This window comes from Flavobacterium sp. C3NV (genome assembly GCF_046825355.2).
Classification (GTDB): Bacteria; Bacteroidota; Bacteroidia; order Flavobacteriales; family Flavobacteriaceae; genus Flavobacterium.
In genome coordinates this window covers 43,022-68,761 of sequence record NZ_JBKQBJ020000004.1, presented here as the reverse complement: position 1 = coordinate 68,761, position 25,740 = coordinate 43,022, and the positions used below count along the sequence as shown (strand labels likewise).

Genomic DNA, 25,740 nt, shown 5'->3' with positions numbered 1-25,740 from the left:
TCAGATTTAAAAGTTGGTTTTTCAGTTACAACTTATCTTTCGCCCTGATAAAACCTTAAAAAACAAAAGAATAAGAAAATCTAAAAAAACCTACTTTTATAACAAATTAAAACAGCAATTTTCTGTCAATATTCTTGTTTTTAACAATGATATTGATAGTTTTGCGTTGTATAAATAAACCCCAAATTTAACCTACAAACCTTATGAGAAAAACCATTTCTTATTTTTTACCCTTTGCTATTTTCGCGAGCGTACTTATTGGCTGCAGCGATGATGACTCGAAAGGAGACGATTACAAAGCCAATTATTTGCCCAGCATTGATGCTAGTAATTTACCAAAGGAAAACCGACCTATGACCATGTTCGAAGACGATGAAAACTCGTCGAAAATGTACGACAACAAGGACCGTTTTTTCCGCGTTAACCAACCCATGCAGATCCTCCAGAAAGGAAAAGATTCTGTTCAGGTTTCTCTTTATTCCCCAGTTGGACTGAGCGATGTAAAAGTTTATGCCAAAATAGCCAACTACGACAAGCGATTTTTAATTTACCAGTTTTCTAAAGTTCCTGCTTTTCATCGTTCTTTTCACCAGCTTCCTTTGGTCGAAGGAAAACATGATTATCAGTTAGAAAACGGAAAAACAGTTACGATTGATAAAATTGGCGGATTTTCTTCCGGTGCGATCGAATTTTCGGTAGAATCTACAGATCCTTTATTTGCCAAATTCAAGAAAATTAAATCAAATCGACTAGTACAATTCAGCACGCAGTACCACCTTAATAATCCTGCTGATGATCCTAATAAATATTTACCGATGAATCCTGTTTTGGCAAAAGAGGCGATCACCATGATCATCAATTTCTCGTATGCTATTAGTCATCCTTTGTATTATGATACATTCATGAATTTTGACCGATACAAAAAAGAACAGGCTGCAACAGCCGGAACAGAAATAAATGGAGCCTTAAACTGGCACGGAAATGCTGATGATGTCGATGGCGTTTATGATTATCTGACAAAAGCTCAAATCGAACAAGCGTATAATACTTATATTGATAGCCGTACACTGAATATGGCGATGGTAGGTGGAGGTTCTGCCTGGGGCGGAGGCGCTTTGGCATCGCAATGGGAATCGGGTTATGTTACCGGACACTGGAAAGGCGAAATGTCAGTTTGGTCACACGAATATTCTCACCATTCAGGTTATAGCCATAGTAGTAATTTAGCCAATAGCGGCCAGGGCGGTGGTCAGCAGGAAATGTTAACAGAGTTTTATAAATATCTGATTCATTTAAATGATCTTCCTTTTACTGATCCGGATGTATTAAAAGGATACACAAAGACTACTTATTTAACAGGTAGTTACAAAAAACCTGTGTTTACTATTAATCCTAAAAATACATTTTTAGTAAAATATAAAGGAGAAGGAAAATGGAACTAACCTACAAAACTATCATGAACAAAATACCGTTTTTACTACTATTACTTTGCTTTTTTACCAATTGCAGCAAAGATTCTAATGGCGATGACCCAACTACTTACAACTACTTCTACCCTACTGATGAAGCTTCGATAACAGCGGCTCAAATTGGAGACGGAACTGGAACTTTAGATCCTAAGGGAATCGCGATTGCCAACGAAAAATTATATGTTGCTAATGGCAATGTACTTGAAGTTTTCAACGCGGTAACTTTGGCACATATCAAAACCATTACCGAATATAAAAAAGGAACTACCACTACTCCGTTGACCGAAATTACTTCTGTTGCTGTTGATAAAGGCAGAATTTATATTGGAAGCCGTGAGTCAAGACTTTTTGTAATTGACGAAAATACAAATGCCGGAATCAGCATTGTTGGAAACGGTCAATGGTGGCAGACTTTTGTACACGTTTTTGGTGTTGTGGTAAAAGACGGATTGGTTTTCGTAAAAGAAAAAGAAACCTCGATTAAAGTTTTTGAAACTTCTCAAATTACAGAAACCAGCGATTGGAATTTAAAACCTATCGCAAAACTGAATACTTTAAATGGTTTTGACCAAGTGTATTCATTAGATGTTGAAGGCGGAAATTTAGTCGTTGCGGGAAGAGATGCAAAAAGTTATTTGTATTACAATATTGCGGGCATCAGAGCCAATGCGGCAGGCTCACTTACTGAACCTATAAAGCCGGTAACATCGACTATTGTAACTAAACCAATTGCCGTAAGTTTTACCAATGATTGGGCTGTTACGTCTGAAAATAACGGAAGCACTAATTATTTACGTCTTTATCCTAAAGCAGATTTTATGGCTCGTAACTATACAGCAAGCGTAAATGCTACTGATGTTTTAGGACAAAATCCTTTTGGAAGCATCGTTGGTGTTGCACAACTTAACGATCGTATCTTTTTATCAGATAACACGAATAAAAAGATTAGAGTTATTAAGCTTAATAAATCTGTGATTGAGGAACAAAATTAAAATTAGAAATTCCAATTTTTGAATCTCAAATTCCAAAAAAAACAGAAGTTTTTACAATAAAAAATCTCAAGTTCCTTCATTGGAATTTGGGATTTTTTTTATTGGAATTTGAAATTCTTTTATTCGTGAAATTCTTTGTCTATTGAACGCAGATGATACGGATTCGCTAAAGCGAAAACGCGGATTTAAAACGGATTTTTTTATTTTTTGGATTTATTTTTTTGTCACTATTGTCACCCTGAGCGTAGTCGAAGGGCGCTCCAATTGGAACGTGGGTTTCGACTTCGCTCAGCCTGACAATGTTGATAAACCTTAAACTTTAAACAAAAAGCATCTCAAGCAACTTTGTCAAAGTTCAAAACTTTGACAAAGTTTCACGCAAAGTAAACCCAATATTGTCACCCTGAGCGTAGTCGAAGGGCGCTCCAATTGGAACACGGGCTTCGACTACGCTCAGCCTGACAATGCGGATAAATTTTAAACTTTAATAAAAAGAATTTTTAGCAACTTTGACAAAGTTTCACGTAAAGTTTGTTTTTTAGAGTTTATTCACAAAGTTTATCATTTCACAAGATTGCAAGTTTTTCACTAAAAAAACCACTCTAAAACCCCTACAATTCATTTTTAAATTTCTAATTTTAGGGAGTATATTTCCAATACATCTTAGAAACTTTATGCTAAAAAAATATAGCTCGTTGATTATTTTTATTGCCATCGAAATTGGTATTGCATTGGTGAGTTTAAATAATCATTTTCAGAACAATTCGGCTTTATTATCCGTCTGTACGGCTCTATTTTTGGTGGTAACACCGGCATTGTATTATATCTTACATAAAAAACAAACTGAATTTACTTTTTGGTTTGTTTTTTATTCTGTTTTTAAGATTACTCCTTATATATTCGAAATGGAAAACAACTTTTTTCAAGTCATTTTTCAATTCAAAATCTATTTCAACATTGCATTTCTGATGTTTTTACTTTGGAAAGCTTTTCAATTTATGAGAAACTTTAGAAAGGCGGTAAAACAAAAAGATATTGTTGAACAAGATGAATATGCTATTATTTCTGATTCTTTAAAAAAATCAATACCGTTTAAAAAACTGGGAAAAATGATCGCTTTTGAAGTGTGTTCATTTTATTATTGTTTTATAAAATGGACTCGGAATACCAATAATCAAAGTGGTTTTTCGGGCTATCGAGAAAGTGGTGTTAGTGCGATTTATATAGGTTTAATGATGGCTTCGGTTTTTGAAGCCATTGCGCTGCATGCGTATCTCATTTCGCGTAATAAAATGATCGCCATTGTTATCCTGATTCTTCATGTTTATTTACTGATTAATCTGATCGGGCATTTGAAAGCGATTTATTTTAGAACTCATCTTGTTTTATCTCAAAAAATTGTCATTCGTTATGGGCTTTTTGACACTTTAGAAATTCCTTTTGATTCTATTAATTCTATTCAGAAATTCGAAGGGGATTATCATAAAAGTAACAAACTTGTAAAATTTGCTTTGTTGGGAAAATTAGAACCTCATAATGTTTCGATTGAATTAAAAGAAATTATTACGGTTAATTTAACGTTTGGAATCACCAAAGAACCTAAAAAAATATTGCTATACGTAGATCACGTAACTGATTTTCTTAAAACCGTTACTGGCAAAATAGAAGAATCGCAAAAATTTGATGCTGTACCCTTACAACCAGATGGTGCTACTCCTATTTTTGTTACTTAGGAATGAAATGAAAAGGTGTAAAACCTGAAACGCGGAGCTGTCACCCTGAGTGAAGTGGAAGGGCACGCAAAGGGCTTCGACTACGCTCAGCCTGACAATGTTGATAAACCTTAAACTTTAAACAAAAGCATCTCAACAACTTTGTCAAAGTTTTGAACTTTGACAAAGTTTCTCGTAAAGTAAATATTGTCACCCTGAGCGAAGTCGAAGGGCGCTCCAATTGGAACGTGGGCTTCGACTTCGCTCAGCCTGACAATGTGGATAAATTTTAAACTTTAAACAAAAAGCATCTCAACCAACTTTGTCAAAGTTCAAAACTTTGACAAAGTTTCACGTAAATTAAACCCAATATTGTCACCCTGAGCGAAGTCGAAGGACACGTAAGAAGCACTACAAAGATTGTCGATTTTCTTTGGGTAATTTCTAGTGTGATTTCTCCTCCGAAATGATAAGATTGCGAAAAAATTCCGCGTAAATCCGTTTAATCCGTAAAATCCGCGGGCCATGGCAAACAAATTAACCACAAAAAAAGCTTGTCTTCAACAGACAAGCTTTTATATTCTCAAACGAAAGACTCGTTTATATGTTTACTTCTTTTGCAGCATCTTTCGATTTCACTAACTGATTTACTCTCCAAATAAAGAATATGGAACAAAGTGTAATAATCGCAATTACGTATCCTAAAATATCATAATTTTCAAGCGGAGCTGTTTTAGTTTTCTGATGTACAATGTATCCCGCACAAACCGCTGCGATTCCACCTGCAATTTGTTGTAAAGAGGATGATATCGACATGTAAGCACCACGATCTTCTAATCCCGGAATAGCGGTATTTAGCGTTGTGGCAGGAATCATTCGGCTCATAATTCCCATAAACAAAATCATATTGATCACTACGATTTCCCATAGCGGAATAGGATTTAAGTTGGTATAAATTAAGATCATAATGATCGAAAGTATAGAACCTGCTGCAAACAATTTGAACTTGCTTATTTTATCACTTAGCTTCCCGACCAAAGGCATGATAAAAAGAACTGAAAGTCCGGTAAAGAAAAATACCATTGGCAATTCTAATTGGCTAATTTTGATATTATTGACCAAAAAAGCACTTCCGAAAGGCTGTAACATAAATCCTCCAACCGAAAGAAAGGCAATAGAAGCAAATCCTATCTGATATTGTTTGTTGCTTAATGTATGCCAAAGATGCAAAAACGGACTTTTATCTGATTGTACTTCAAGGTGTTTGACAATAGGCTGCATTTGGGTGATAATCGCAATAAGAATCAGAACGCCTAAAACGGCGATCATGATAAATGCCGAATGCCATCCCCAGTTGTTGGCAAAATACAAACCAACCGGAATTCCAAGAATCTGACTGGTGGCAAAAGCCATTTGTATAAAGCCCATCACGCGGCCTCTTTGGTGAATCACAAATAAATCGGTTACGATGGCTAAAGATACTGAGCCAATTACACCACCAAAAAGTCCGGTAACAATTCGTGCCATAAGCAACATCATATAACTTGTTGAAAGTGCACAGAAAACTGTACCAATGATAAATCCGGTATAAAAGAAGATCAATAATTTTTTTCGGTCGAATTTGTCTGCAAAACCTGCTGCTAATAATCCGGATATTCCGGCACTAAAAGCATAAGCAGAAACGGCAAAACCAAAGTTTGCAGTGGTCATGTCGAGTGTTTTCATTAAGATATCTCCCAGCGGAGAAATGACCATAAAATCGAGAATTACAGTAAACTGCAAAAGTGCCAGAATGGCGATAATGATTTTTTGGTTAAAAGTAAAAGTGGGGCTTTCCCCTGATGTTTTTTCCATATAAAGTGGTTATTTTTTATTAATTTAATTCCTGGCATTCATGACCAAATTCGTTGATCATACCAATGATTGTTTCGGGTTTTAGTACCGAGGAAACAACGCGGAGTACACAATCGACATCTTCGTGATCGATACTCCATTGCTGTATATCCTGATGGTCGTTGAGCGTTTTACGCAGCTGGCAAGCCGGATCTACAGTGGCAATATTTGTTTTAAAAACGTGTATGGTATTTAAATCAGTTTCCATAATTTTTCATGGTTTTAAAGCTTTTATGGTTCGGCTAAAAGCTTCTTTCATAATTTCACTGGTAAGCTTAAATGGCTTCCCTCCCATACTCTTACCTTCAGTATGCAAGTTCAACAGCGTGTATAATGGTCCGTAGGCAACAGACCAAAAAGCTTCAAATGTCATAGGGACCAGTTCTTTGTTACGTAGTCCGTTATCTATAAACTCCTTCATAATCATTCTAAAATCTGCAAACTCCTGGATAGAATCCAGAATAATTTCTGAGTGAGGGGAATGTTTGACGATTTCAAAAAAAGCAACTTCCTTGGGGTATTTCATGGTAAACGCCGCACGGTTTTCCCATTGCTTCCATAATCCTTCTTCAAACGACATTTGAGGTGAAAAGTTTTTTACCGTACTGGTAAAAAATTTAAGTGCAGTAATGGCACCTATTTTTTGTATTAAGTCATCTTTGTCTTTATAATAAATATATAAGGTTCCAACAGAAATCGAACAGGCTTTTGCCAGTTTGTTCATGCTGAAACCCTGAAATCCGTTTTGTACGATTTGATCTATGGCAGTCGAAATTACCAGTTTTTCTTTATCAACATCACGTATTCTCATGGTATTTTTTTGGCAAAGATAAAATAATAAATGAATGAACATTCTTTTATTAATTATTTTTTTGAAATTATTTTAATGGAGAAAAATAACCGGTTTCAAATTCAAATCTAAATAGTCTTGATATGGAAAAAACATAGCCAACGGTTTCAACCGTTGGGACACAATATATTTATCGTGTTCATTATTTCGATACGTTATTTCGATATGTTATTTCGATACGTTATTTCGATACGTTATTTCGATACGTTATTTCGATACGTTATTTCGATACGTTATTTCGATACGTTATTTCGATACGTTATTTCGATACGTTTCCCGTGGTTGAAACCACGGGCTATGTTTGAAATACGATAAGTTAAAACTTCAACAAAATATATCGCCAAAGTTTGTTATTTCTCTCTTCGGTCGAAATGCCAAAAATGTGCAGATCGGCTTTGAACACAAGTGATTTTTTTTTGTGAAATGACAAACCAGACCAAAATATTCTTATGGAAATGAGTGCCCTAGCCCCGATAGCAGTGGAAATCCTTTTTCTGGCTTCTTTAGCCAGGAAAAGATTGGAACGGATAGCGGGATTAGCTCCTAAAAAAAATATAAATCAAATGTCTTTTTCAAGTTAGAACCACACGTAATTTAAAATCTTCTATTGATAAAAAATCCTTTTTAATCCTTTAATCAGTGGCTATAAAAAAACACAACACTTTATTCCATAAAAAAACTCCTGCTCAGATGAACAGGAGTTTCAAAAACAAATCTAATTTCAATTTCTAATCTAATTCTAAGTATTTAATTTATGCTAAACCACGTGTTAACCAACCTCTTTTGTTGGCTGTAACGATGGCGTATGGTGTAATCCAGAATAGGCTGAAGGTGTAAAAAACACTGTATGAATACGCCCAAAGCGAATCTGAAAAATTATATCTTTTTGCGTAAAACAAAACCGGAAAGCTTGATACGATTAAGATTCCTAATAGTGTTGAACTTAAAAACAATAGCGGGTGAATGGCGATAAAAAAGAACATGAAAAGCATGAATGGATATGCCATAGCGATTCTTAAAGCCTGGTTCAGCCATAAAAGTCTTGAACCAAATTTAGATCCTTCTCTAAAATCGGTGAAAACATATTTCGCCATTGCAATGTTCTCACGTACGTTACTTCTACTCCATCTAATAAACATTTTGTATAATCCGGTGTATTCTTCAGGAACATTGGTAAGTACATAAGCATTTCTTTGAAACAATACATGTTGACCTTGTTTTAGGATCATATTGGTCATGGCACGATCTTCACCAATGTCTGATGGCTGTCCCATAAAAGTCTGGTTGATCCATTCGTCAAGACAAGCAAAAACGGCTGTTTTACGATATGCTGCTGCTGCTCCCGGAGTACAAAGAACCGATCCTAATTTACTTTCGGCAGAACGCATGAATTCAAAACTCATTACGAAACTTACATTCAGCATTTTTGGCAAGATTGCTTTTTTGCTGTTTAAAACATGAACGTTTCCAGCCACTGCTCCACATTTTTCGTCTACCACAAACGGGCTAACTAAATTACGTAGGGTATCTTTTTTTACGATTGAATCACTATCTACCGTTACAAAAATTTCTCCGGTTCCTAATTCAAATCCACGGTATAGGGCGTGACGTTTTCCTGCGTTTGCCGGTTGTTGAAAAATCGTTAAACGATCTCCTAATTTTATTTTGGCCTGTTGCATCCAGTACCAGGTATCATCTTTACTTCCGTCATCAACGGCTAATATTTCTAGTTTATGTGCAGGGAAATCACTGTCGGCCAAACTCAATAAAGTATCCCAAACCAGTTTTCCTTCGTTATACGCAGGAACGATTACAGTAACGGTTGGCAACATTTCATCCGAAACGGATTCGATTGGCTTGTATTTAAAAAACAAGTATAAGTTGTAAAGGAAAACTCCTGTCTGAAAGAAAAATAATAATCCCGCAACAATCAGGAATGGTAATCCCCAGGAAGAGTTTAATCGCTCAATTTGAAACTGATCGAAGTCGTCCTGCAAATGATATACAGAATAGGCTCCCACAAACATTAAGATAAAAGTACTTACCAGCACAAATAACCCAAACTTACTTTTGGTGCGCTCGCTTACTTTTTTTGTTGCTGCATGATCATTACTGATACGAAAAATGGAACTGTTTAAGGCTTGTTCGTTGTTAAGGTCTGATTTCGAAGTATAAAATTGTTCTGATGTTAAGGTTTCACTTTTCATATGACACTACTTTTGATTTGCTTTGTATGGCTTTTATTTTTTTTGCTTTCCTCCCGATTCGTTATTTTCATTTATCGACAGAAATCTACATTATCCCATTTTGCAAGCCTTGTGCCATTATCAGTTTTTACTGGTTTTGAGTTGTTTAGCGGTTTTGATAATTTAGAGAGTGTGTAATTATTATACGTTTTTAGGATACAGTATACAGTTTTTGTTGGGGTTTCGGGAGATTTTGGGTTGAGGTTTTGGTGTGCCCGAAAGGGCTTGAAGTTTCATTATAACGCTTTCTGAGATTTATTATTGTTATGCTGAGGGAAGTTGAAGGATTTTTGGGATTTGGAATTTAAAATTTTGGAATTTAATTTTTAGGAGCTATTTCCAGCCATCCGCTATATCTTTTCCTTGCTAAAGGAGCAAGAAAAAGGATGCCGCTTCTGTCTGGGCTATTAGACTCTCATAAAAACTATATCTTATGGTAGATATTAAGCCATCATGGTATTTCATAAAAATAAGTATAATATTTTTCTTATATATTTGTTTTAATTATAAGTCTAATAAAAATAAAAATTATGTATCAAGAACATGACCTACTAGCATTGTCAATATCTGAAATTAGCCCATTATTAAAACATCAAATGTTTTCAATTCCTGAAGATAATCTCGTTTTAGATGCTTACGAAGAATTAGCAATTTTCATTATATCTAATTTCAATGTTTCGCCAACTCAAGAAGAGTATATTATTAAGAATTTAGGAATTTCAAAAGACTCTTTTAAAGGCAACATCAAAACTGCATTAGAAGATCATTTAAAAGGCATAAAAGGAAACTTTAACTTAGAGTTACCATTAAGAGCATTAGAATTTTATTTTTCTTTTGGGAGACCACAAGATATTGAATTAAACATTCTTATGAAATTAAAATACTTAATATCTAAACTTCATTATTTAGTAGGAGAAAATTATAAATTTTAAAAAGTACTCGATTGATAAACCTGATCTTAAACAAATAGATATTTATAATCCTTAAGCATAAGGATCTAAAGTCTTTTTTGCCCTTGACCAAATAAGGAGAGTAAATTTCTCTAAAATTTACTCTCCTTATTTGGTTATTTAAAATATATCCATTACATGAACTTAAAAAAAATCAATACATTAAAAACAAATTTAAAAAATAGAAAAGTTAAAAAATCAAATAATTCTAAAACTTAGACTTCTTTACTTATAGAAATATTTAAATTCCTAAGCCATCATTCCGTTTACAAAAACCTCTACGAACTCCTTCATTCTTGCAATAATTCGATCGCCAATAACCCTTGCCTGAAGAATACTTGGTCTATTGTCTAAACATTGAAAAACTTCGTCTTTTATTGGTTCTCTACCGCTATAAATATAAGCATCAATCAGCGCTTTGAATTGGGCTTTGTCCAGATGTTCTTCTTCACACAATTTTCCTAATGCTAATACTTTTTGATCTTGCCAGAATTTTTCAAACTCATCTTCGATCGAATCGCCATCTTTAATGTGGGGCATATTCTCATCGATGAATTTTTGAATCAATTCTCTTTTACTTCTTAATTGAATATCACCGCCCAATAAATCAATAATAACTTTTCTTTGAGCAGCCGCTGTAGTAGGAGTTTTAGCTCCTTTTAATTGCGCTAATAATTTCAAAATATAAGCAACATTTATTTGATCTCTATGGATTAATTCTAATTCAAAATCGATATCGTCAAGTATAGAGGATTTTTGTTTTTGATTGTCTTGTTTTACTTTTTCGTACAAATCCAGATATTTGCTTTTGTAGTCTTCAAATTCCTGCTCATCAATTGGTAAATCATCCCAGTTAAAATCAGTGTAGGATTGTAATACATTCATCGCTCGCATTAATTTTCTGAAAGCTTGCACAAACTTAGCATCTTCTTCTTCGCTTTCTAGACCATTTACACTTTGGGAGGTGGGCGTTATTTCTCTCAATAATTTTAATGCTTCATCAAACTTTTCCGCTATCTTTTCATAATCGGGCATTGTAACAACTTCTATCGCCTCTTTATTCGAAAACAAAGTAATTGCATCATCAGTTGCTTTTTTAAGGTTTCTGAAAGATAAAATGTTTCCTTGCGACTTCTGTTCTCCTAAAATTCTATTTGTTCTTGAATAAGCTTGTATCAAACCGTGTTGCTTCAGGTTTTTATCTACATAAAGTGTATTAACCTTTTTAGCATCAAAACCAGTCAACATCATATTTACAACAATCACAATATCCAAACGATCTTGTTCATTATTGAAATTTTCTTTTTCACGATTTTTTAATCGTTTACTTATATTTTGAAAATATTTTTCGAATGATGAACTATCTTTATTTGTAAAACTGGTACCATACATAGTATTATAATGTCCAATGTATTTTTCAAGTTTATCTCTGGTATGCCTGGATTCATAAAGAGTTCTTGGTTCTGCCAAAACATCAAAATCTACTTCATCAGAAGGAAGAAAATCTTGCGCCTCGTCTGAATCTTCATTCGTACCATAAGTAAAAATAGTAGCAATACGCAAATCATGTTCTCCGGCTTCTTTCTTTTGCTGAAAAAGATCATAATACTGAATCACATTATTGATACTGCTTACGGCTAAAAGTGCCGAATAATCTCTATTAAAGGTTTTTTGATTGTGATAAGCAATTATATAATCAACAATCTTGTTAATTCTTTTGTGGGAATCTAAAACTTCTTGCTTATCAATATCTTCAACTTCTATATCAATAAAAGTATTACTCTTGTTTTTGTATTTCCCCACATATTCAATTCCAAAACGTAATACGTTTTGATCCCGAATAGCATCTGTAATTACATATTTATGCAGGCAATTACCAAACAAATCTTTGGTAGTTCGTTTTCCTAAATCATTTTTAGAAGCGTTTTCTGCAAATATGGGTGTTCCTGTAAAACCAATTAACTGGCTTTTCTCAAAGAATTTTGTAATGCGTTCATGGGTTTCTCCAAACTGAGAACGATGACATTCATCAAAAATAAAAACGATTTTCTTATGTCTCAAAGGTTCAATATTTCCTTTAAAACGTTCTGAAACTGCATTATTTAATTTCTGAATAGTTGTTAAAACCAACTTAGTATTATCTGTTAATTGTCTGATTAGGGATTGTGTATTATCGGTAACATCAACACTATCTTTTTTGAAAGCGTTGAATTCGTTCATGGTTTGATAATCCAAATCTTTTCTGTCGACTACAAAAACTACTTTGTACACCTCAGGCAATTCCATCAAAATTTGGCTCGCTTTAAACGAAGTCAAAGTTTTACCGGAACCGGTCGTGTGCCAGATGTAAGCGTTATTATTGGAGTTTTTAACCTGATGAATAATCGCTTCTGTTGCAAAATATTGATAAGGTCGCAATATCATCATTACCTTATGTGTCTCATTTATTACAATATAATGCGAGATCATTTTACCCAAATGATTTGGGTTCAGAAAAGCATCTGCAAAATCAGGTAACTGTTTAATATTTTTATTATTAGCATCTGCCCAAAAGAAGGTTTGCTTAACCGACTGCAATTTGTTGTTGGCTAAATATTTGGTATTAACACCGTTACTTATTACAAATAATTGTACATATTGAAACAAACCATGATTGCTCCAAAAAGAATGCATTTGGTAGCGATTGATTTGGTTAAAAGCTTCTTTGATTTCGATGCCAGAACGTTTGAGTTCTATTTGTACTAAAGGCAAACCGTTTACCAAAAGTGTTACATCAAAACGATTCTTGTAACTTCCTTCCAGACTTATTTGATTGGTTACCTGAAATAGATTTTGAGTATTGTCTTCGGTATTAAAAAAACGAACATAAAACGAAGTCCCGTCTTCTCTGGTTAAATTATAATAATCTCTTAGCGTTTTAGCTTTCTCAAAAACATTGCCTTTGGCTAAATGATTCAAAATAGCATCAAACTCTTTTCCAGTAAAAGTAGTTTGGTTAAAAACTTCAAGTTGATTTTTTAGGTTGGAAACCAAAGCATCTCCATCCTGTATTTTAATGGGCGTATAATCCAAGCCTACCAATTGCTTGATTAAGTTATTCTCTAATACGGCTTCAGATTGATGTCCCATTTTTTTATTTATAAAATTTATCTTCTTCCCATTTGGAAGGATTATTCTCTATATAATTTTGAATATTTTCAAATGATGTAGAATCTTTGATAATATGATCATGAAATCTGGAATGCCAACTAAAATCAGCATGTATTTTACGCATTTCAAAACTACATCTTCCTTTATACCATCGAATAATGCGCGATATATTTTGATTCAGCATCGGGTTTTTATCTCCTGTCATTCCTCCTTTTTTCTCTTCGTTGTTTGGAGATGCGATGAATCGCGTCTCTACCGTTGCGGATTTGTTTATGATTAATATCCCATGTACATGGTTGGGCATAATTACAAAATTACCCAATTCGACATACGAAAATTGATTTGCGATCTCTTTCCATAATTCCTGGGCTAATTTCCCCAATTCATTTAATTGCATTTCGCATTCAAAAATTTCCCCAAAATAATGCTGCATTTTGTCTGTGCATATTGTGATAAAATAAGCACCATTTGCACCATAATTCCAATTTTGCAATCGGGCAGATGGAATGCGATATTTATTTTGAAATTTTATCATATCTATAATAATCTTTATCCTCTATGGGTAGTAAAGACGCGATTTATCGCCTCTCACGCACTGTGAATCAATCCAATTTGGAAATTCCAATATTTGAAATCCGTTGTGTTAGACGCGATAAATCGCGTCTCTACGTGCGTCACGTGTATCGATTCCAATTATCCGTACAGACGCGATTTATCGCGTCTCAACATAATCTACATCCATCCTGATTGATAGACGCAATAAATCGCGTCTCTACACAAACATTTGCTGCAATAATCCTTTTTTGAACGTTTGTGTTTGGGTAATTTCTTGGTTGGTGCTTTCTATCTTTGTATCAATGCTTGATAAAAAATTAGCTATTTTTTGTTGTTCGGGAATTGATGGAATACCACAAGATTCTATTGAATAGTCTTTAAAATAAATATGCGGGATAGTACTTCCAGTAATATATTTTTTAAAATCAATATTTAAAAGTAAACAATATAAAAAATATGAATCTATATTTTGCTTCGGACTTATTACCTCCATCGTGCCTAAAACTGATGATTTGCCTTTACAATATAACAAACGTCCCACGCCTGCTCCGTCTTTTACAATACTAATATAATCTTTTTCTTCTTTATAAAAATCAACTTTTTTTAAGACTCCAGACGCGCCATAAATAATGAAATCACCAAAATTTTCTTCAATTTTATTTGCTGAAATATTTGAAGATTTTTTAATAGCAACATCACCCAACTTCTTCTCCTCCCAATCCGGATAATCCTCCCCATTCTCATCTTTAAACCGTAATTTACCATAAAACAATTGTTGCATTATGCCTTTTTTGTATTGTTCTAATAATACTTTTTTACGAGAAAGTTGCTGTACTTTTTCATCGACAGCATTTAAAAAAGAGGCTATTTTTTTTTGTTCAGGAAATGACGGTGCTGCAATTTTTAGCTTTTTGAAATAAGGCAAACCAATTGTTTTGATAGTGTTGCCAATTGCAATTCTCTCAAACTCAGGTTTCATTATTTGCAAAACATTATACAAGAACCAATTAGAAGATAAATTTTCCTTTATAGTCCAAACAATAAAATGTTGACTTACTGCCATAGGATGTTTCATGACTGCACTTTTACCTACACCAGCATCTCTCGATAATAAAACTGATCCTGCAGGATGTAATATTGCTGATGAATTATCAAGCCCTAATTGAGTTATTTTAGTATTTGTAAATTCGATGTATCCATTATCCAGTCTTTTAGAGTCAGTTAATGAAATCCAATTAATATCGCCATTATAATATTCTGGATGACTTTTATTTGGCGTGTGTCCGGAACCTCTTTTAGCGAAATCTTCTAATAAAATTTCTTTCCACTCCCCTTCAAACTCTTGAAAACGCAAGCGAGGCAAAAATGCTTTTTTCTTTTCAATATATAAAGTTGCTGTACTCATCAAAATGGGGTTTCAATTCCTAATTCATCACAAAAATCGGCAATTGTTTCATCAGTAGTTTTACCAAGTACTGCTAATTCTCGCAATTCGGTACTTATAGCTTTCAAATCAATTGTATCTTCTTCTTCAATAGTATCTACATAACGAGGAATGTTTAAATTGTAATCTTGAGACGCAATAAATTGCGTCTGTACGAGATGGCTGTATTTCTCTTCTGTGATGCGGTTTTTATAGGTATTTATAATTTTGTTAATATCCCGATTACGCAATATGTTTTGGTTTTTTATTTTTTCGTAATGTTGGCTGGCATCTATAAATAAAATGTTTTCGACATCGGTTCGTTTTTTCTTTAAAACCAAAATACAAGTTGGTATACTGGTTCCGTAAAATATATTGGCAGGTAAACCAATTACAGCGTCTAAATAATTTTTCTCTTTTATTAAATACTCACGTATGTGTCCTTCGGCACCGCCACGAAACAAAACACCGTGTGGGAGAACAATTGTCATCGTTCCGTTATCATCCAGCTGGTGTACCATGTGTTGTACAAAAGCAAAATCGGCTTTACTGCTTGGCGCTAGTTTTCCGTAAGCAGAGAAACGTTCGTCATTCATAAATAAAGGACTTGCGCTCCAATTGGCAGAAAAAGGCGGATTAGCTACAATAGCTTCAAAACGCATATCATAATGTTGTGGGCGTTCTAAAGTATCTTCATTTTTAATATCAAAACGTTTGTAATGCACATCGTGCATAATCATGTTCATACGACATAAGTTGTACGTCGTAGGATTCATTTCTTGTCCGTAAAAAGCATTTACAGTTTTTACTTCTTTGGCAACACGTAATAATAACGAACCTGAACCGCAAGTTGGGTCATAAACGCTTTTAAGTTTGTCTTTTCCAACTGTTACCAATTGTGCCAAAATACTGCTGACTTGTTGTGGCGTATAAAATTCTCCTGCCTTTTTTCCTGCGCCACTGGCAAATTTTCCAATTAAATATTCATAGGCATCACCAAGAACATCGCTGTCTACATTTTCTAAATCGAAATCAATTTCGTCAAGATGTACAAGTACTTTTACAATCAATTCATTTTTATCAGCTTCTGATTTTCCAAGTTTATGAGAAGTTAAATCTAAGTCAGAAAATAGATTTCCAAAATCTTCTTCACTTTCAGAGCCCATTGTACTTTGCTCAATGTGCGTAAGTACTTTGGCCAAATCGCCCAGAATAAAATTGTTTTTTCCACCTGCATTTCCTCTTCTTGCCAACTCCGAAAACAATTCAGATGGTTCTAAGAAAAAACCAAGTTTATCAATCGCCAATGATTTTAATTCCTGCTTTAATAAAGCTTCGTCAGCATGTCCTTCGATTTCCTGAAAAGTCAAACCGTCTGGTTTTAATACTTCATTTGCATACAAATCCATTTTTGTACTCAAGTACTTGTAGAAAATAAAACCTAATATATAATCTCTAAAATCATCGGCATCCATTTTCCCACGAAGGGTGTTAGCGATATTCCAGAGTTGTTGTTCTAATTTTTGTTTTTGTTCGGCTGCCATTAAGCAAGTATTTTTTTGAATTTATTATGAGTGCTAAAGTATTGAATATATACCGAAGACTAAAGAGGAAAACTATAAAGTCTAATATTATAGTTTAATTATCTGTTTTAAACAATTAAAATTATTAAATGATGATCAAGATATAAGCAAAGCATTATTTTTTTAATTAAACAAGTACAAATACCTACAGTTTAATTCTTATTTAGTAGTATACTTGTCTAAAAAAAATAGCAGTTTATTATGGTTTTCCGTAAAGATGATAATTACTAAATAGTGACATTTGTTTTTAGATAGGCATTTTGTCTAATCCTTGGCAAGAAAATCTATGGTCTGGATTAATGTTGGAAACATTGGTGAATATATAAGTAATATTAGAAAATTAATTAAAAATGATAAAAGAAAGAATCGAACAATATTTAACAACTCAATTTTCTGAAAGAATAATTAATACTCAAGATTTCTTTTTTCAAAAAGGTCAAGATGCATTACAAAAATGGATGAATCTGTCCATAAATAATGAAGACAAAGCTGATTTAGAAAAATTAGCTGGTGATTATGAGGGCTTACAAACATTAGCTAGTCAAAAGCACACTATCAATGTAATACTCAACTTATTATTTGAAATTATTTCATATTGTGATAGTAAAGCAAAAAGCAAGGATTATTTCAATCAATACGATGATAATAGAACTTTAGCAATGGCTTATGTCAGAATGAATCATTGGATTGAAAAATTAATAATGTTCAAATTTAATCCAGATAATGTTCCAGTTGGTTCTATTCGAAATGCAATAAATTATCTTCTTGACCCTAATAATAATGCTACGATTTTAAGTGAAAATCATAGAATAATGATTTCAAAAACATTATTTAAAAAAGAATATAATCCAGGAAATTTCATAAAAGATTTAGAAGAATATTTTTCTTCTTACCAAATTAAGGTAAGTAATAGTAAAAACTATACCTATCTACTTTCTTGCATTATTTATTTTATCAAAAAAGAATGGCTAGATGATATCATTGGATTAATGGCTTCTGATAATACTGAATGGAAAGATAATACTATAGATAAAATGCAAGGAAGTGATTGTACGATCTTATGGAATTCTAAAAGACCAACAGGAACAGATAATACATTGAAGATGTTACGAAGTAAAATTAATGATGGTGGATACTTTAAGTTATTTTATTCCGTTCACGGCAATGTACAATATGTAGCTGAAATTATTGATTTTGTAGAAAATGACAGTCAATTAAAGGAAAAGAACTGGCCTTCTAAATTTAAAAAAATAGATGGCTACGAAAATGATTTTAGTAAGTATAATGATGACAACAAGTCGGCAAACATTGTATTTCTTACTAGAAAATTCGAAAAAATTCAATCAATACCAGCCGCTTCTTTTATAACGTACAAAGGATGGGCGTATCCCGTACAAGACAATTTAACCCCAATAATATCCGAACCAGATATAATCGCAATACCTACAAATAACAATTCCGCAACATCTTCTATTATGAATAATAACACTAAAAGTCCGTTAAATCAAATTCTATATGGTCCACCAGGAACGGGGAAAACATATGCAACTAAAGAATTAGCTGTGAAAATTGCTAATCCTGATTTTGTTTTTGATGAATTGTGGAATGATGAAAAAAAGAGAGAAGAAATAATTAAAGAATATAAAATTTTATTTGAATCAGGTCAAATTGTTTTTACCACTTTTCATCAAAGTATGAGTTATGAGGATTTTGTTGAAGGCATAAAACCTAAAACAATAAACAATCAGGTTGAATATGAAGTTGAGGATGGCATTTTTAAACAAATCTGTCAAAAAGCTAGTGTGAAGAATGGAAACTTTGATGAAGTGATAGAAAAGTTGAAACATGACGTATCAGAATTAGACGGAAAACCTGCCCTTACAATTAAATATGCCAACAATTCTTTTTCATTAATATATAGAGGAACCAGTGTATTTTATGTTCAACCTCAAAATACAACTAAGGATAATCCTTGGTATCCAGTCAATATAAACAATATGCGAATTGCATTTGATACTAATGATTATGAGAGATTATACAACCCCACCTATATCAGAGAAATCCTAAATTATCTAGTTAAAGAATATGCTCTAGTTAAAGGAAAAAAAGAAAACAGTAAAAATTATGTATTAATTATTGATGAAATTAATAGAGGTAATGTTTCTGCTATTTTTGGAGAATTAATAACTTTATTAGAAACTGATAAACGCATTGGAGAAGATGAGCAGATTTTTTTAGACCTACCTTATTCTAAAAATGAAAAGTTTGGTATTCCAAATAATCTTTACCTTATTGGTACAATGAATACCGCTGACCGAAGTGTAGAAGCATTAGACACTGCCTTAAGAAGACGTTTTTCTTTTACCGAAGTAATGCCAGAACCAAAACTATTAGAAGGCAAATTTATTGGTGGTATAGCATTGGACAAATTATTGGAAACTATTAATAAAAGAATTGAAATTTTGTTAGATCGAGATCATACAATTGGACATTCCTATTTTATTAAATTAAAAGAAGATTATAGTGAAGGTCTAAAACAAGTTTTTAAAAACTGTATCATACCATTGCTTCAAGAATACTTTTATGGTGATTATGAAAAAATAGGAATGATTATAGGTACTGGCTTTTTTGATGAAACGCAAAAATATGATAGTAAGGTTTTTGCAACATTCCCTACTCAAAACTATCCTGAAAATGGGAGCCTTTTAAGCTTTAAATCTATCGATGAAGATTTTAACATTATTGACGCAATAAAAATTTTATTAAAAATAAAAGAGGAAAAAAAGACTGATGCTTAAAATTCAAGTTTTTGAACATAGCTTTCTACCTATTGAAGGCAATTTTGGACAACGCCATTTTATGGCTTTGTCCAAATTAAATGCATTGCATAACGACAAGTATTTTTGCATACGTCATAACGGTATAAAATTTAAACAGTATGTAGGCGTAATTCAAGTTAATGGCTTAACAATTGAGATTCTTCCTAAAATAGATAACCATAGCGGCGATGAAGCAGTATGGCAAAAAGCTTTAATAGAAATGCTTCGCGTTACAAAAAAATTGAAAGTACAAAAAGTTGATCAGGCAAGTGTTAACAGACAAAATATTCATTTGCTGGATCTTTATTTTAAGTGGTTTTTAAATGAAGTTCAATCCTTAATTCATCAAGGCTTGATCAAACAATATTATAAAGAAACCGGAAATGTCAAAGCATTAAAAGGTAAATTAGAATTTGCAGGACATATTAGTGAAAATTTAGTTCATAAAGAGCGATTTTATACTACTCATCAAGTTTACAACAAAGATCATCTTGTTCATCAGATAATTTCTAAAGCTTTAAATATTGTAGAAAAATGTACAAAAGGAAATTATTTATATTCTAAATGCAAAACGGTGCAACTGGATTTTCCAGAAGTAAAAAACATTTCAGTTACTGAAGCCACATTTTCAAAAATTCCTAAAACCAGAAAAACCGCTCCTTATGAAACCGCTTTAGCAATTTCAAAATTTATTATATTAAATTTCGCTCCCAATATTTCAAGTGGTTCAGAAAACATGTTAGCCTTATTATTCGATATGAATAATTTATGGGAAGAATATATATTGGCAAGATTGAAACAATCAGAAAGAAAAGTAACTGTTCGCGGTCAACAGTCTACAACTTTTTGGAATAGCATTTCAATAAGACCTGATATTGTACTTGACCATTTGAAAAATAAATTTATTATTGACACAAAATGGAAAAACATTTCAAACGATAAAACTTCAACACACGATTTACGTCAAATGTATGTTTATAACGACTATTGGAATTCTGATAAGGCAATATTATTATATACATCAAATAAAACAGAACCACCTCTATTTAAATCATTTGAAGATCATAGTGTACAAAAATATACAATAAACAATGGGAAAACTGAAGAAATAAAACAACATCAATGTGGTTTGGGGAAACTTTCTATTTTCGAAAAAAATGGATCTGAATTAAATAAAAACATTGGCAATGAAATAATAGATTGGTTTATCAATCCACAATAAGATTAATCAATTATTAAAATCCCCCTACTCCTCATACATCTCCATCCACAATCTAGTCTCCTCCAAATCCAGTTCCTTCTCAATCTTCCTGAAAATCTCTTCATTGACAGAACCCGATTTATGCATCGATTCTAGTTTGTTGCGTTCCACATTCAAAAGATCGATTTGCAGTTTGGTGAAGTCGTTGAAGATCTCGCCGCCCATTATATTTCCTTTTCCGAAGAAGTTGGCTGGGAGTTCGGTTTTTTGGAGGCGGTTGAATTTTACCTCGTATTTGCTTTTGATGTTGTGAAGTAAATCGTCGTTGAGTAACGAGAAATTATCTTCGATATGGGTAATGGTTTGCGAAACGATAATGTTTCTTATCTCGTATTCTTCGGCGATGATAGAGTACTTTTCGATTTTTAGTTTTTTAATCAGCCAGGGTAATGTCAATCCCTGAATGACCAAAGTCGAAAGGATCACACAAAATACCAGATAAATGATGAGGTTTCGTAATGGGAATGCCTCCGTTTCGTTCATCATTAGCGGAAGCGCCAAAGCCGCAGCCATCGACACCACACCACGCATTCCGGACCAGCCGAAAACAATCATGTTCCGGAAATCGAATTCTTCCTGCAAACGGATTTTTTTACTGATATATCTTGGGAGCAAAGTTGCTGGAATCACCCATAAAAAACGCACCAAAATCACGACGATACTTACCGAAGCGCCCCAAATAAACAAAGACCAACCGGAATAATCCCCGATTCCTTCAATAATTTGTCGCAACTGCAATCCGATTAAGATAAAGATCAATCCGTTTAGAATATTGGTTAAAACACTCCAGATTGTTCCCGTCATGATTCGGCTTTCGTGTGTGAAAATCGTTCCTGATCTCGCCGAAAGAAAAAGTCCGGTTGCCACTACAGCCAAAACTCCCGATGCTTCAAAATGTTCTGCAATTAAGTACGATGCAAAAGGCGTTAATAAAGTTAAAGTCGCTTCGATCACCTCATCGCAGACGAACTTTTTATGAATAAAACTCATGATATATCCTACGCCCAATCCAATGGCGATTCCTAAAACCGACATGATAACAAAGTTCAGTCCCGCTTGCCAGAGGACAAAATTTCCGGCGGTAATAGCGGTCAAAGCATATTTGTAAGCGACCAGACCACTGGCATCATTCACCAGACTTTCACCTTCGAGAATTGCAATTAACCTTGGGTGCAAACCCAAACCTTTTGTAATAGAAGTAGCCGAAACCGCGTCAGGAGGCGAAACGATCGCGCCCAGTAAAAAAGCTAACGGCCAGGAGATATCATCTATCAGCATATGGGCGGCAACAGCCACAGCCACGGTGGTAAAAAGTACCAAACCTACAGCGGCCAAAGTAATTGGTCTTATAGTTTGTTTAAAATCTGACCAACTGGTGTACCATGCCGCGTGATACAAAAGTGGTGGCAAGAAGACAATAAACACCACTTCGGGACTTAAAGCAATAACCGGAAGTCCCGGAATGACGCTAATAATAACTCCGCAAAGTACCAGCACAATCGGAATGGGGAAATTGTATTTTTTACTGATAAGGCTTAGGAATGCAACCCCGAAAAGTAACATGATAATTACGGTAATATTTTCCATTTTCTGATTGTTTTGGTAATTCTGGTATTTAGAGTACGAATATAATATTTTTAAATCTTTGCGTTAATTTTTTTAAACACATAGAAACATAGATTAAAACTTTATTAAAGATGATTTTAAAAAATCCTGATTTTCTCACATAGCTATAACCTATATCAAAACCAATGATTTCCTGACAGCTTACTATGTGAATTCATGTTGAAGTGAAACGACTTTTATTTTCGCCCTATAAAGCTATGTTTCTATGTGTTTAAAAATTGTAACCACTGATTAAAAAAAATACAATGCTGAGATAAAACGCAGTAACATAAAAATACTCCTTTTTGAGAACTTTGTCAAAGTTTTGAACTTTGACAAAGTTGGTAACATCGTTATTTTTAAAATTTCCATCTTTCAAAAAAATCATTTTAATCCTTTATCCCGATAGCTATCGGGAGTGGCAAAAAAAATTAAACACAACACAATTAAACTCCATCCCGCAAAATCTCTTTTAACCAAATTTTATCATACTTTCCATCATAAATACCCTAAAAAAAATTACATTTGACCATTAAATTCATTGCCTTACATTATGATTCAGAAAAGAAATTTTATTGGTTTACTGACCTTAATAGCCGTCTTTTTTTACGCGCCGTTTACCTATTCTCAAACCAAAGCGGCTACAACTGAAACTGCAGCGGTTAGAGCTGATACTACTCCGCCTAAAACCCCAACCAAATCGAAACTTTTTGAAGAAAGTGCTACCGACAGCGATTATTTGATGGCGATCGAAAAAGCCGGAGAAGTTTTGGAATCTGCTCATAATGACACTGAGTTTGATGGTAACAGTCATCATTTATTTGGCGAAATAAAAAGAACACAAGGTAAACTCGATCTTATTCTGGCGAGTTTAAAAGGCGCGAATCCTAACGTGCGCAACCAGCAAATGTATCGTATTGTCCTGAAAGAAATCGAACAGGAACTGGACGAACAAAATACAGCAATTAATTCCCGAAACCTGGCGCTTGAAAAAATCAAAGGCAGGGTAATTGAGTTGCGCAAGGACAAAACCCTGATGGGACTTTTGACAGATACCATTAAACGCAAACAATTTAAAAAAGAATTTGCCAACCTAAAAAGCAGGTACCTGAGTACGGACAGTTTAATGACCAAAAATCAGGGCATTTTAAATACCAATAAAAGACTAACTGTAGAAAGAAAAATTGCGGTTTCGAATGCTTTAATTACTGTAGAAAGTAAACTGGAACAATCCGGAATAAGCATGCTCAAAAAAGAATATCCTGTTTTATGGAGCACCAGCGATTCTACAGCTAAAAAAATTGTCGGGAAAAATATCAAGGCTAAAATAATCATCGAAGAAAATGTAGCTTCGTACTATTTGAGTTATAAAGCAGGTGCCTTAATCTTTTTGGTGTTATTAATGGGATTATTGGGCTGGTACATTTCACGCAATTTAAAATACCTTAAAAATAACGGCCATGACGAACATTTATCAGAGTTTAACTTTAAATATTTAAATCGCGGCATTATCGTTCCTGTTGCTGTAGTAGGTCTTAACATTGCGGTGGTAAGTAATTTATATGCTCCGGCGATGTTTATAGAACTCATTCAGCTTGGTCTTTTGGGACTTATCACGATTCTTTTCAAAGACAATTGGTCAAAAGTGGCGATGCGCAATTGGCTGCTTCTTTTAGTTTTATTTTTTGTGTTGTGTTTCCTTGACTTATTTATTGCCGTTGGTTTTATACAACGCTGCGCCTTTCTTATCATCAATATTTTGGGCGTTCGTTATGGATTTGTTCAGATAAAAACCCTGAAAGATCAGCTTTACTACAAAGGATTTTTTAAATGGGCGACGATCATTTTTATTGGTCTGAATGTTCTGGCGATCCTTAATAATCTCTTCGGAAGAGTTTCGCTGGCCAATATGTTGAGCATAACTGCTTTTATATCGCTTACGCAAATTGTTGCCTTAAGCGTGCTTTTGAAAATAATTTTAGAAATTATTCTTTTACAAATTTATACTACTCGCGTAAAACGCGGTATCGAAAAGATTTTTGATTACGAAAGCCTGTCTGAAACACTCAAAAAACCTTTCATAATTGTAATCACTTATATGTGGGTTGTGGTAATCGCAGCCAATTTAAACATTTGGGAATCGCTGCGTACGGGTTTAAATTCATTGTTAAATCATCCTAATACCATCGGGAGTATCACCTTTACGTTAGGAAACATCGTTTTGTTTTTTATCATTATCTGGATGGCCCATTTACTACAGAATTATGTAGCATATTTCTTTGGTGAAGTTGATGATGAAAACGAAGAAAACATCAATAAAAAACAACATTCTAAATTACTGATCACAAGATTACTGGTATTAATTTGTGGTTATCTTCTGGCCGTTGCCGCATCCGGAATGCCATTGGATAAACTAAGTATTTTATTAGGAGCTTTGGGAGTTGGTGTTGGACTTGGTCTTCAGAGTGTGGTGAACAATTTCGTTTCGGGTATTATTTTGATTTTTGATAAACCGATACAAATTGGAGACGTAATCAATATTGCTTCTGAATCCGGTCGTGTAAAATCGATGGGATTGCGTACCACCAAAATCAACTCGGCAAACGGTGCCGAAATCATTATACCAAATGGTAATTTATTGTCGCAAAATATTACGAACTGGACGTATACTGACAATTATAAACTGGTAGAAATCGCTGCAGAAATTAGCGGAGATGTTATGCCGGAAGATATTAATGCCTTAATATTAGAATCTCTTGAAAGCATGGATTTAGTCAATAATACTAAACCTCCGCAGATTTATTACACCGCAATTGCCGACGGAAAATTCAAACTGCAAATAAAATTCTGGTGCAGCATTTACCGTACCGAAGAAACCATTAGCAGTGCTCGTCAGGTTCTTTTTAGTAATTTTAAGGCTAAAGGTTTAACCTTATCAACATAAAAATAATTTAGATTATATCTTAAAATCCGTCAAATCAAATTTTGGCGGATTTTTTTTTTGAAGCTGATTTCAGAAATAAAAAAGACATTAACAATTGTTCTATGAAGCAAAACCAATTTTTTATTTTTAAAATTCATTAGAAAACAAACCCCTTAAAACCCTTAAACCGTTAATTTTAAAAACAATAACTCCCAATTACAAATTATTGAATTAGAAACGAAAGCGTTAAATTTATCCGTATATTACTGATTAATAGTAATAAAATTAGTTCTATCTTAGCAGAATTAA

Annotated in this window: 16 protein-coding genes; 7 read left to right on the top strand and 9 right to left on the bottom strand. The window is 33.6% G+C overall.

All coding sequences use genetic code 11. The annotated features are described in order from the left end of the window. Positions 1–203: 203 nt before the first annotated feature. The 3 genes from ACIDC4_RS07285 to ACIDC4_RS07275 all read left to right on the top strand — a co-directional run bounded on the left by ACIDC4_RS07285 (position 204) and on the right by ACIDC4_RS07275 (position 4,194). Entirely contained in the window at positions 204–1,442 is a 1,239-nt protein-coding gene (locus tag ACIDC4_RS07285; protein ID WP_412042630.1) for a hypothetical protein, read from the top strand. Further along, positions 1,433–2,461: an NHL repeat-containing protein gene (locus tag ACIDC4_RS07280; protein ID WP_412042631.1), complete on the top strand. Its 1,029-nt coding sequence runs from the start codon at positions 1,433–1,435 to the stop codon at positions 2,459–2,461. Before ACIDC4_RS07285 ends, ACIDC4_RS07280 begins: the two co-directional genes overlap by 10 nt. Before the next feature lie 695 nt (positions 2,462–3,156). Next, the gene (locus ACIDC4_RS07275; RefSeq protein WP_412042632.1) at positions 3,157–4,194 is read left to right on the top strand and encodes a hypothetical protein; all 1,038 of its coding nucleotides are present in this window, start codon (positions 3,157–3,159) and stop codon (positions 4,192–4,194) included. A gap of 579 nt (positions 4,195–4,773) precedes the next feature. Here ACIDC4_RS07275 and ACIDC4_RS07270 read toward each other — a convergent pair. The 4 genes from ACIDC4_RS07270 to ACIDC4_RS07255 all read right to left on the bottom strand — a co-directional run bounded on the left by ACIDC4_RS07270 (position 4,774) and on the right by ACIDC4_RS07255 (position 9,123). After that, positions 4,774–6,027, bottom strand: coding sequence for an MFS transporter (locus tag ACIDC4_RS07270; protein ID WP_412042633.1), 1,254 nt, complete (start codon positions 6,025–6,027; stop codon positions 4,774–4,776). A 19-nt stretch (positions 6,028–6,046) separates the two neighbouring features. Further along, entirely contained in the window at positions 6,047–6,274 is a 228-nt protein-coding gene (locus tag ACIDC4_RS07265) for a hypothetical protein (RefSeq protein WP_412042634.1), read from the bottom strand. 6 nt (positions 6,275–6,280) lie between these two features. Beyond that, positions 6,281–6,877, bottom strand: a complete 597-nt coding sequence (locus ACIDC4_RS07260; protein WP_412042635.1) for a TetR/AcrR family transcriptional regulator — start codon at positions 6,875–6,877, stop codon at positions 6,281–6,283. A gap of 791 nt (positions 6,878–7,668) precedes the next feature. After that, the gene (locus ACIDC4_RS07255; protein WP_412044502.1) at positions 7,669–9,123 is read right to left on the bottom strand and encodes a glycosyltransferase family 2 protein; all 1,455 of its coding nucleotides are present in this window, start codon (positions 9,121–9,123) and stop codon (positions 7,669–7,671) included. Positions 9,124–9,692: 569 nt separating this feature from the next. Between ACIDC4_RS07255 and ACIDC4_RS07250 the strand changes: the two genes are divergently transcribed. Beyond that, on the top strand, positions 9,693–10,094 hold the full coding sequence (locus tag ACIDC4_RS07250; protein ID WP_412044503.1) for a hypothetical protein: 402 nt from the start codon (positions 9,693–9,695) through the stop codon (positions 10,092–10,094). 267 nt (positions 10,095–10,361) lie between these two features. On the opposite strand, the gene ACIDC4_RS07245 is transcribed toward ACIDC4_RS07250, so the two are convergent. The 4 genes from ACIDC4_RS07245 to ACIDC4_RS07230 form a co-directional block, all read right to left on the bottom strand. After that, positions 10,362–13,241, bottom strand: a complete 2,880-nt coding sequence (locus ACIDC4_RS07245; protein WP_412044504.1) for a type I restriction endonuclease subunit R — start codon at positions 13,239–13,241, stop codon at positions 10,362–10,364. 4 nt (positions 13,242–13,245) lie between these two features. After that, a complete protein-coding gene (locus ACIDC4_RS07240) occupies positions 13,246–13,797 on the bottom strand; it encodes a transposase (protein WP_412044505.1) in 552 nt (183 codons plus the stop codon). 237 nt (positions 13,798–14,034) lie between these two features. After that, on the bottom strand, positions 14,035–15,222 hold the full coding sequence (locus ACIDC4_RS07235; protein ID WP_412044506.1) for a restriction endonuclease subunit S: 1,188 nt from the start codon (positions 15,220–15,222) through the stop codon (positions 14,035–14,037). After that, complete coding sequence (locus ACIDC4_RS07230; RefSeq protein WP_412044507.1) at positions 15,222–16,784, bottom strand: type I restriction-modification system subunit M; 1,563 nt, start codon at positions 16,782–16,784, stop codon at positions 15,222–15,224. Before ACIDC4_RS07230 ends, ACIDC4_RS07235 begins: the two co-directional genes overlap by 1 nt. Before the next feature lie 389 nt (positions 16,785–17,173). Here ACIDC4_RS07230 and ACIDC4_RS07225 point away from each other — a divergent pair, with 389 nt between their 5' ends. Together ACIDC4_RS07225 and ACIDC4_RS07220 are read left to right on the top strand one after the other, a co-directional pair. Next, positions 17,174–19,621: an McrB family protein gene (locus ACIDC4_RS07225; protein WP_412044508.1), complete on the top strand. Its 2,448-nt coding sequence runs from the start codon at positions 17,174–17,176 to the stop codon at positions 19,619–19,621. Beyond that, complete coding sequence (locus ACIDC4_RS07220) at positions 19,614–20,864, top strand: McrC family protein (protein WP_412044509.1); 1,251 nt, start codon at positions 19,614–19,616, stop codon at positions 20,862–20,864. Before ACIDC4_RS07225 ends, ACIDC4_RS07220 begins: the two co-directional genes overlap by 8 nt. A 24-nt stretch (positions 20,865–20,888) precedes the next feature. On the opposite strand, the gene ACIDC4_RS07215 is transcribed toward ACIDC4_RS07220, so the two are convergent. Next, complete coding sequence (locus tag ACIDC4_RS07215) at positions 20,889–22,490, bottom strand: Na+/H+ antiporter (protein WP_230040431.1); 1,602 nt, start codon at positions 22,488–22,490, stop codon at positions 20,889–20,891. Between the two features lie 571 nt (positions 22,491–23,061). On the opposite strand from ACIDC4_RS07215, the gene ACIDC4_RS07210 reads away from it, so the two are divergent. Continuing rightward, positions 23,062–25,452 (top strand): mechanosensitive ion channel family protein, encoded by a 2,391-nt coding sequence (locus ACIDC4_RS07210; protein WP_412044510.1) that lies wholly within the window; start codon positions 23,062–23,064, stop codon positions 25,450–25,452. Positions 25,453–25,740: the final 288 nt, after the last annotated feature.

What these genes read in the sequence shown, in the direction of transcription:
- ACIDC4_RS07285 (WP_412042630.1), top strand. Translation starts at nt 204, where the DNA reads ATGAGAAAAACCATTTCTTATTTTTTACCCTTTGCTATTTTCGCGAGC.
- ACIDC4_RS07280 (WP_412042631.1), top strand. Translation starts at nt 1,433, where the DNA reads ATGGAACTAACCTACAAAACTATCATGAACAAAATACCGTTTTTACTA.
- ACIDC4_RS07270 (WP_412042633.1), bottom strand. Translation starts at nt 6,027, where the DNA reads ATGGAAAAAACATCAGGGGAAAGCCCCACTTTTACTTTTAACCAAAAA.
- ACIDC4_RS07265 (WP_412042634.1), bottom strand. Translation starts at nt 6,274, where the DNA reads ATGGAAACTGATTTAAATACCATACACGTTTTTAAAACAAATATTGCC.
- ACIDC4_RS07260 (WP_412042635.1), bottom strand. Translation starts at nt 6,877, where the DNA reads ATGAGAATACGTGATGTTGATAAAGAAAAACTGGTAATTTCGACTGCC.
- ACIDC4_RS07255 (WP_412044502.1), bottom strand. Translation starts at nt 9,123, where the DNA reads ATGAAAAGTGAAACCTTAACATCAGAACAATTTTATACTTCGAAATCA.
- ACIDC4_RS07250 (WP_412044503.1), top strand. Translation starts at nt 9,693, where the DNA reads ATGTATCAAGAACATGACCTACTAGCATTGTCAATATCTGAAATTAGC.
- ACIDC4_RS07245 (WP_412044504.1), bottom strand. Translation starts at nt 13,241, where the DNA reads ATGGGACATCAATCTGAAGCCGTATTAGAGAATAACTTAATCAAGCAA.
- ACIDC4_RS07240 (WP_412044505.1), bottom strand. Translation starts at nt 13,797, where the DNA reads ATGATAAAATTTCAAAATAAATATCGCATTCCATCTGCCCGATTGCAA.
- ACIDC4_RS07235 (WP_412044506.1), bottom strand. Translation starts at nt 15,222, where the DNA reads ATGAGTACAGCAACTTTATATATTGAAAAGAAAAAAGCATTTTTGCCT.
- ACIDC4_RS07230 (WP_412044507.1), bottom strand. Translation starts at nt 16,784, where the DNA reads ATGGCAGCCGAACAAAAACAAAAATTAGAACAACAACTCTGGAATATC.
- ACIDC4_RS07225 (WP_412044508.1), top strand. Translation starts at nt 17,174, where the DNA reads ATGATAAAAGAAAGAATCGAACAATATTTAACAACTCAATTTTCTGAA.
- ACIDC4_RS07220 (WP_412044509.1), top strand. Translation starts at nt 19,614, where the DNA reads ATGCTTAAAATTCAAGTTTTTGAACATAGCTTTCTACCTATTGAAGGC.
- ACIDC4_RS07215 (WP_230040431.1), bottom strand. Translation starts at nt 22,490, where the DNA reads ATGGAAAATATTACCGTAATTATCATGTTACTTTTCGGGGTTGCATTC.
- ACIDC4_RS07210 (WP_412044510.1), top strand. Translation starts at nt 23,062, where the DNA reads ATGATTCAGAAAAGAAATTTTATTGGTTTACTGACCTTAATAGCCGTC.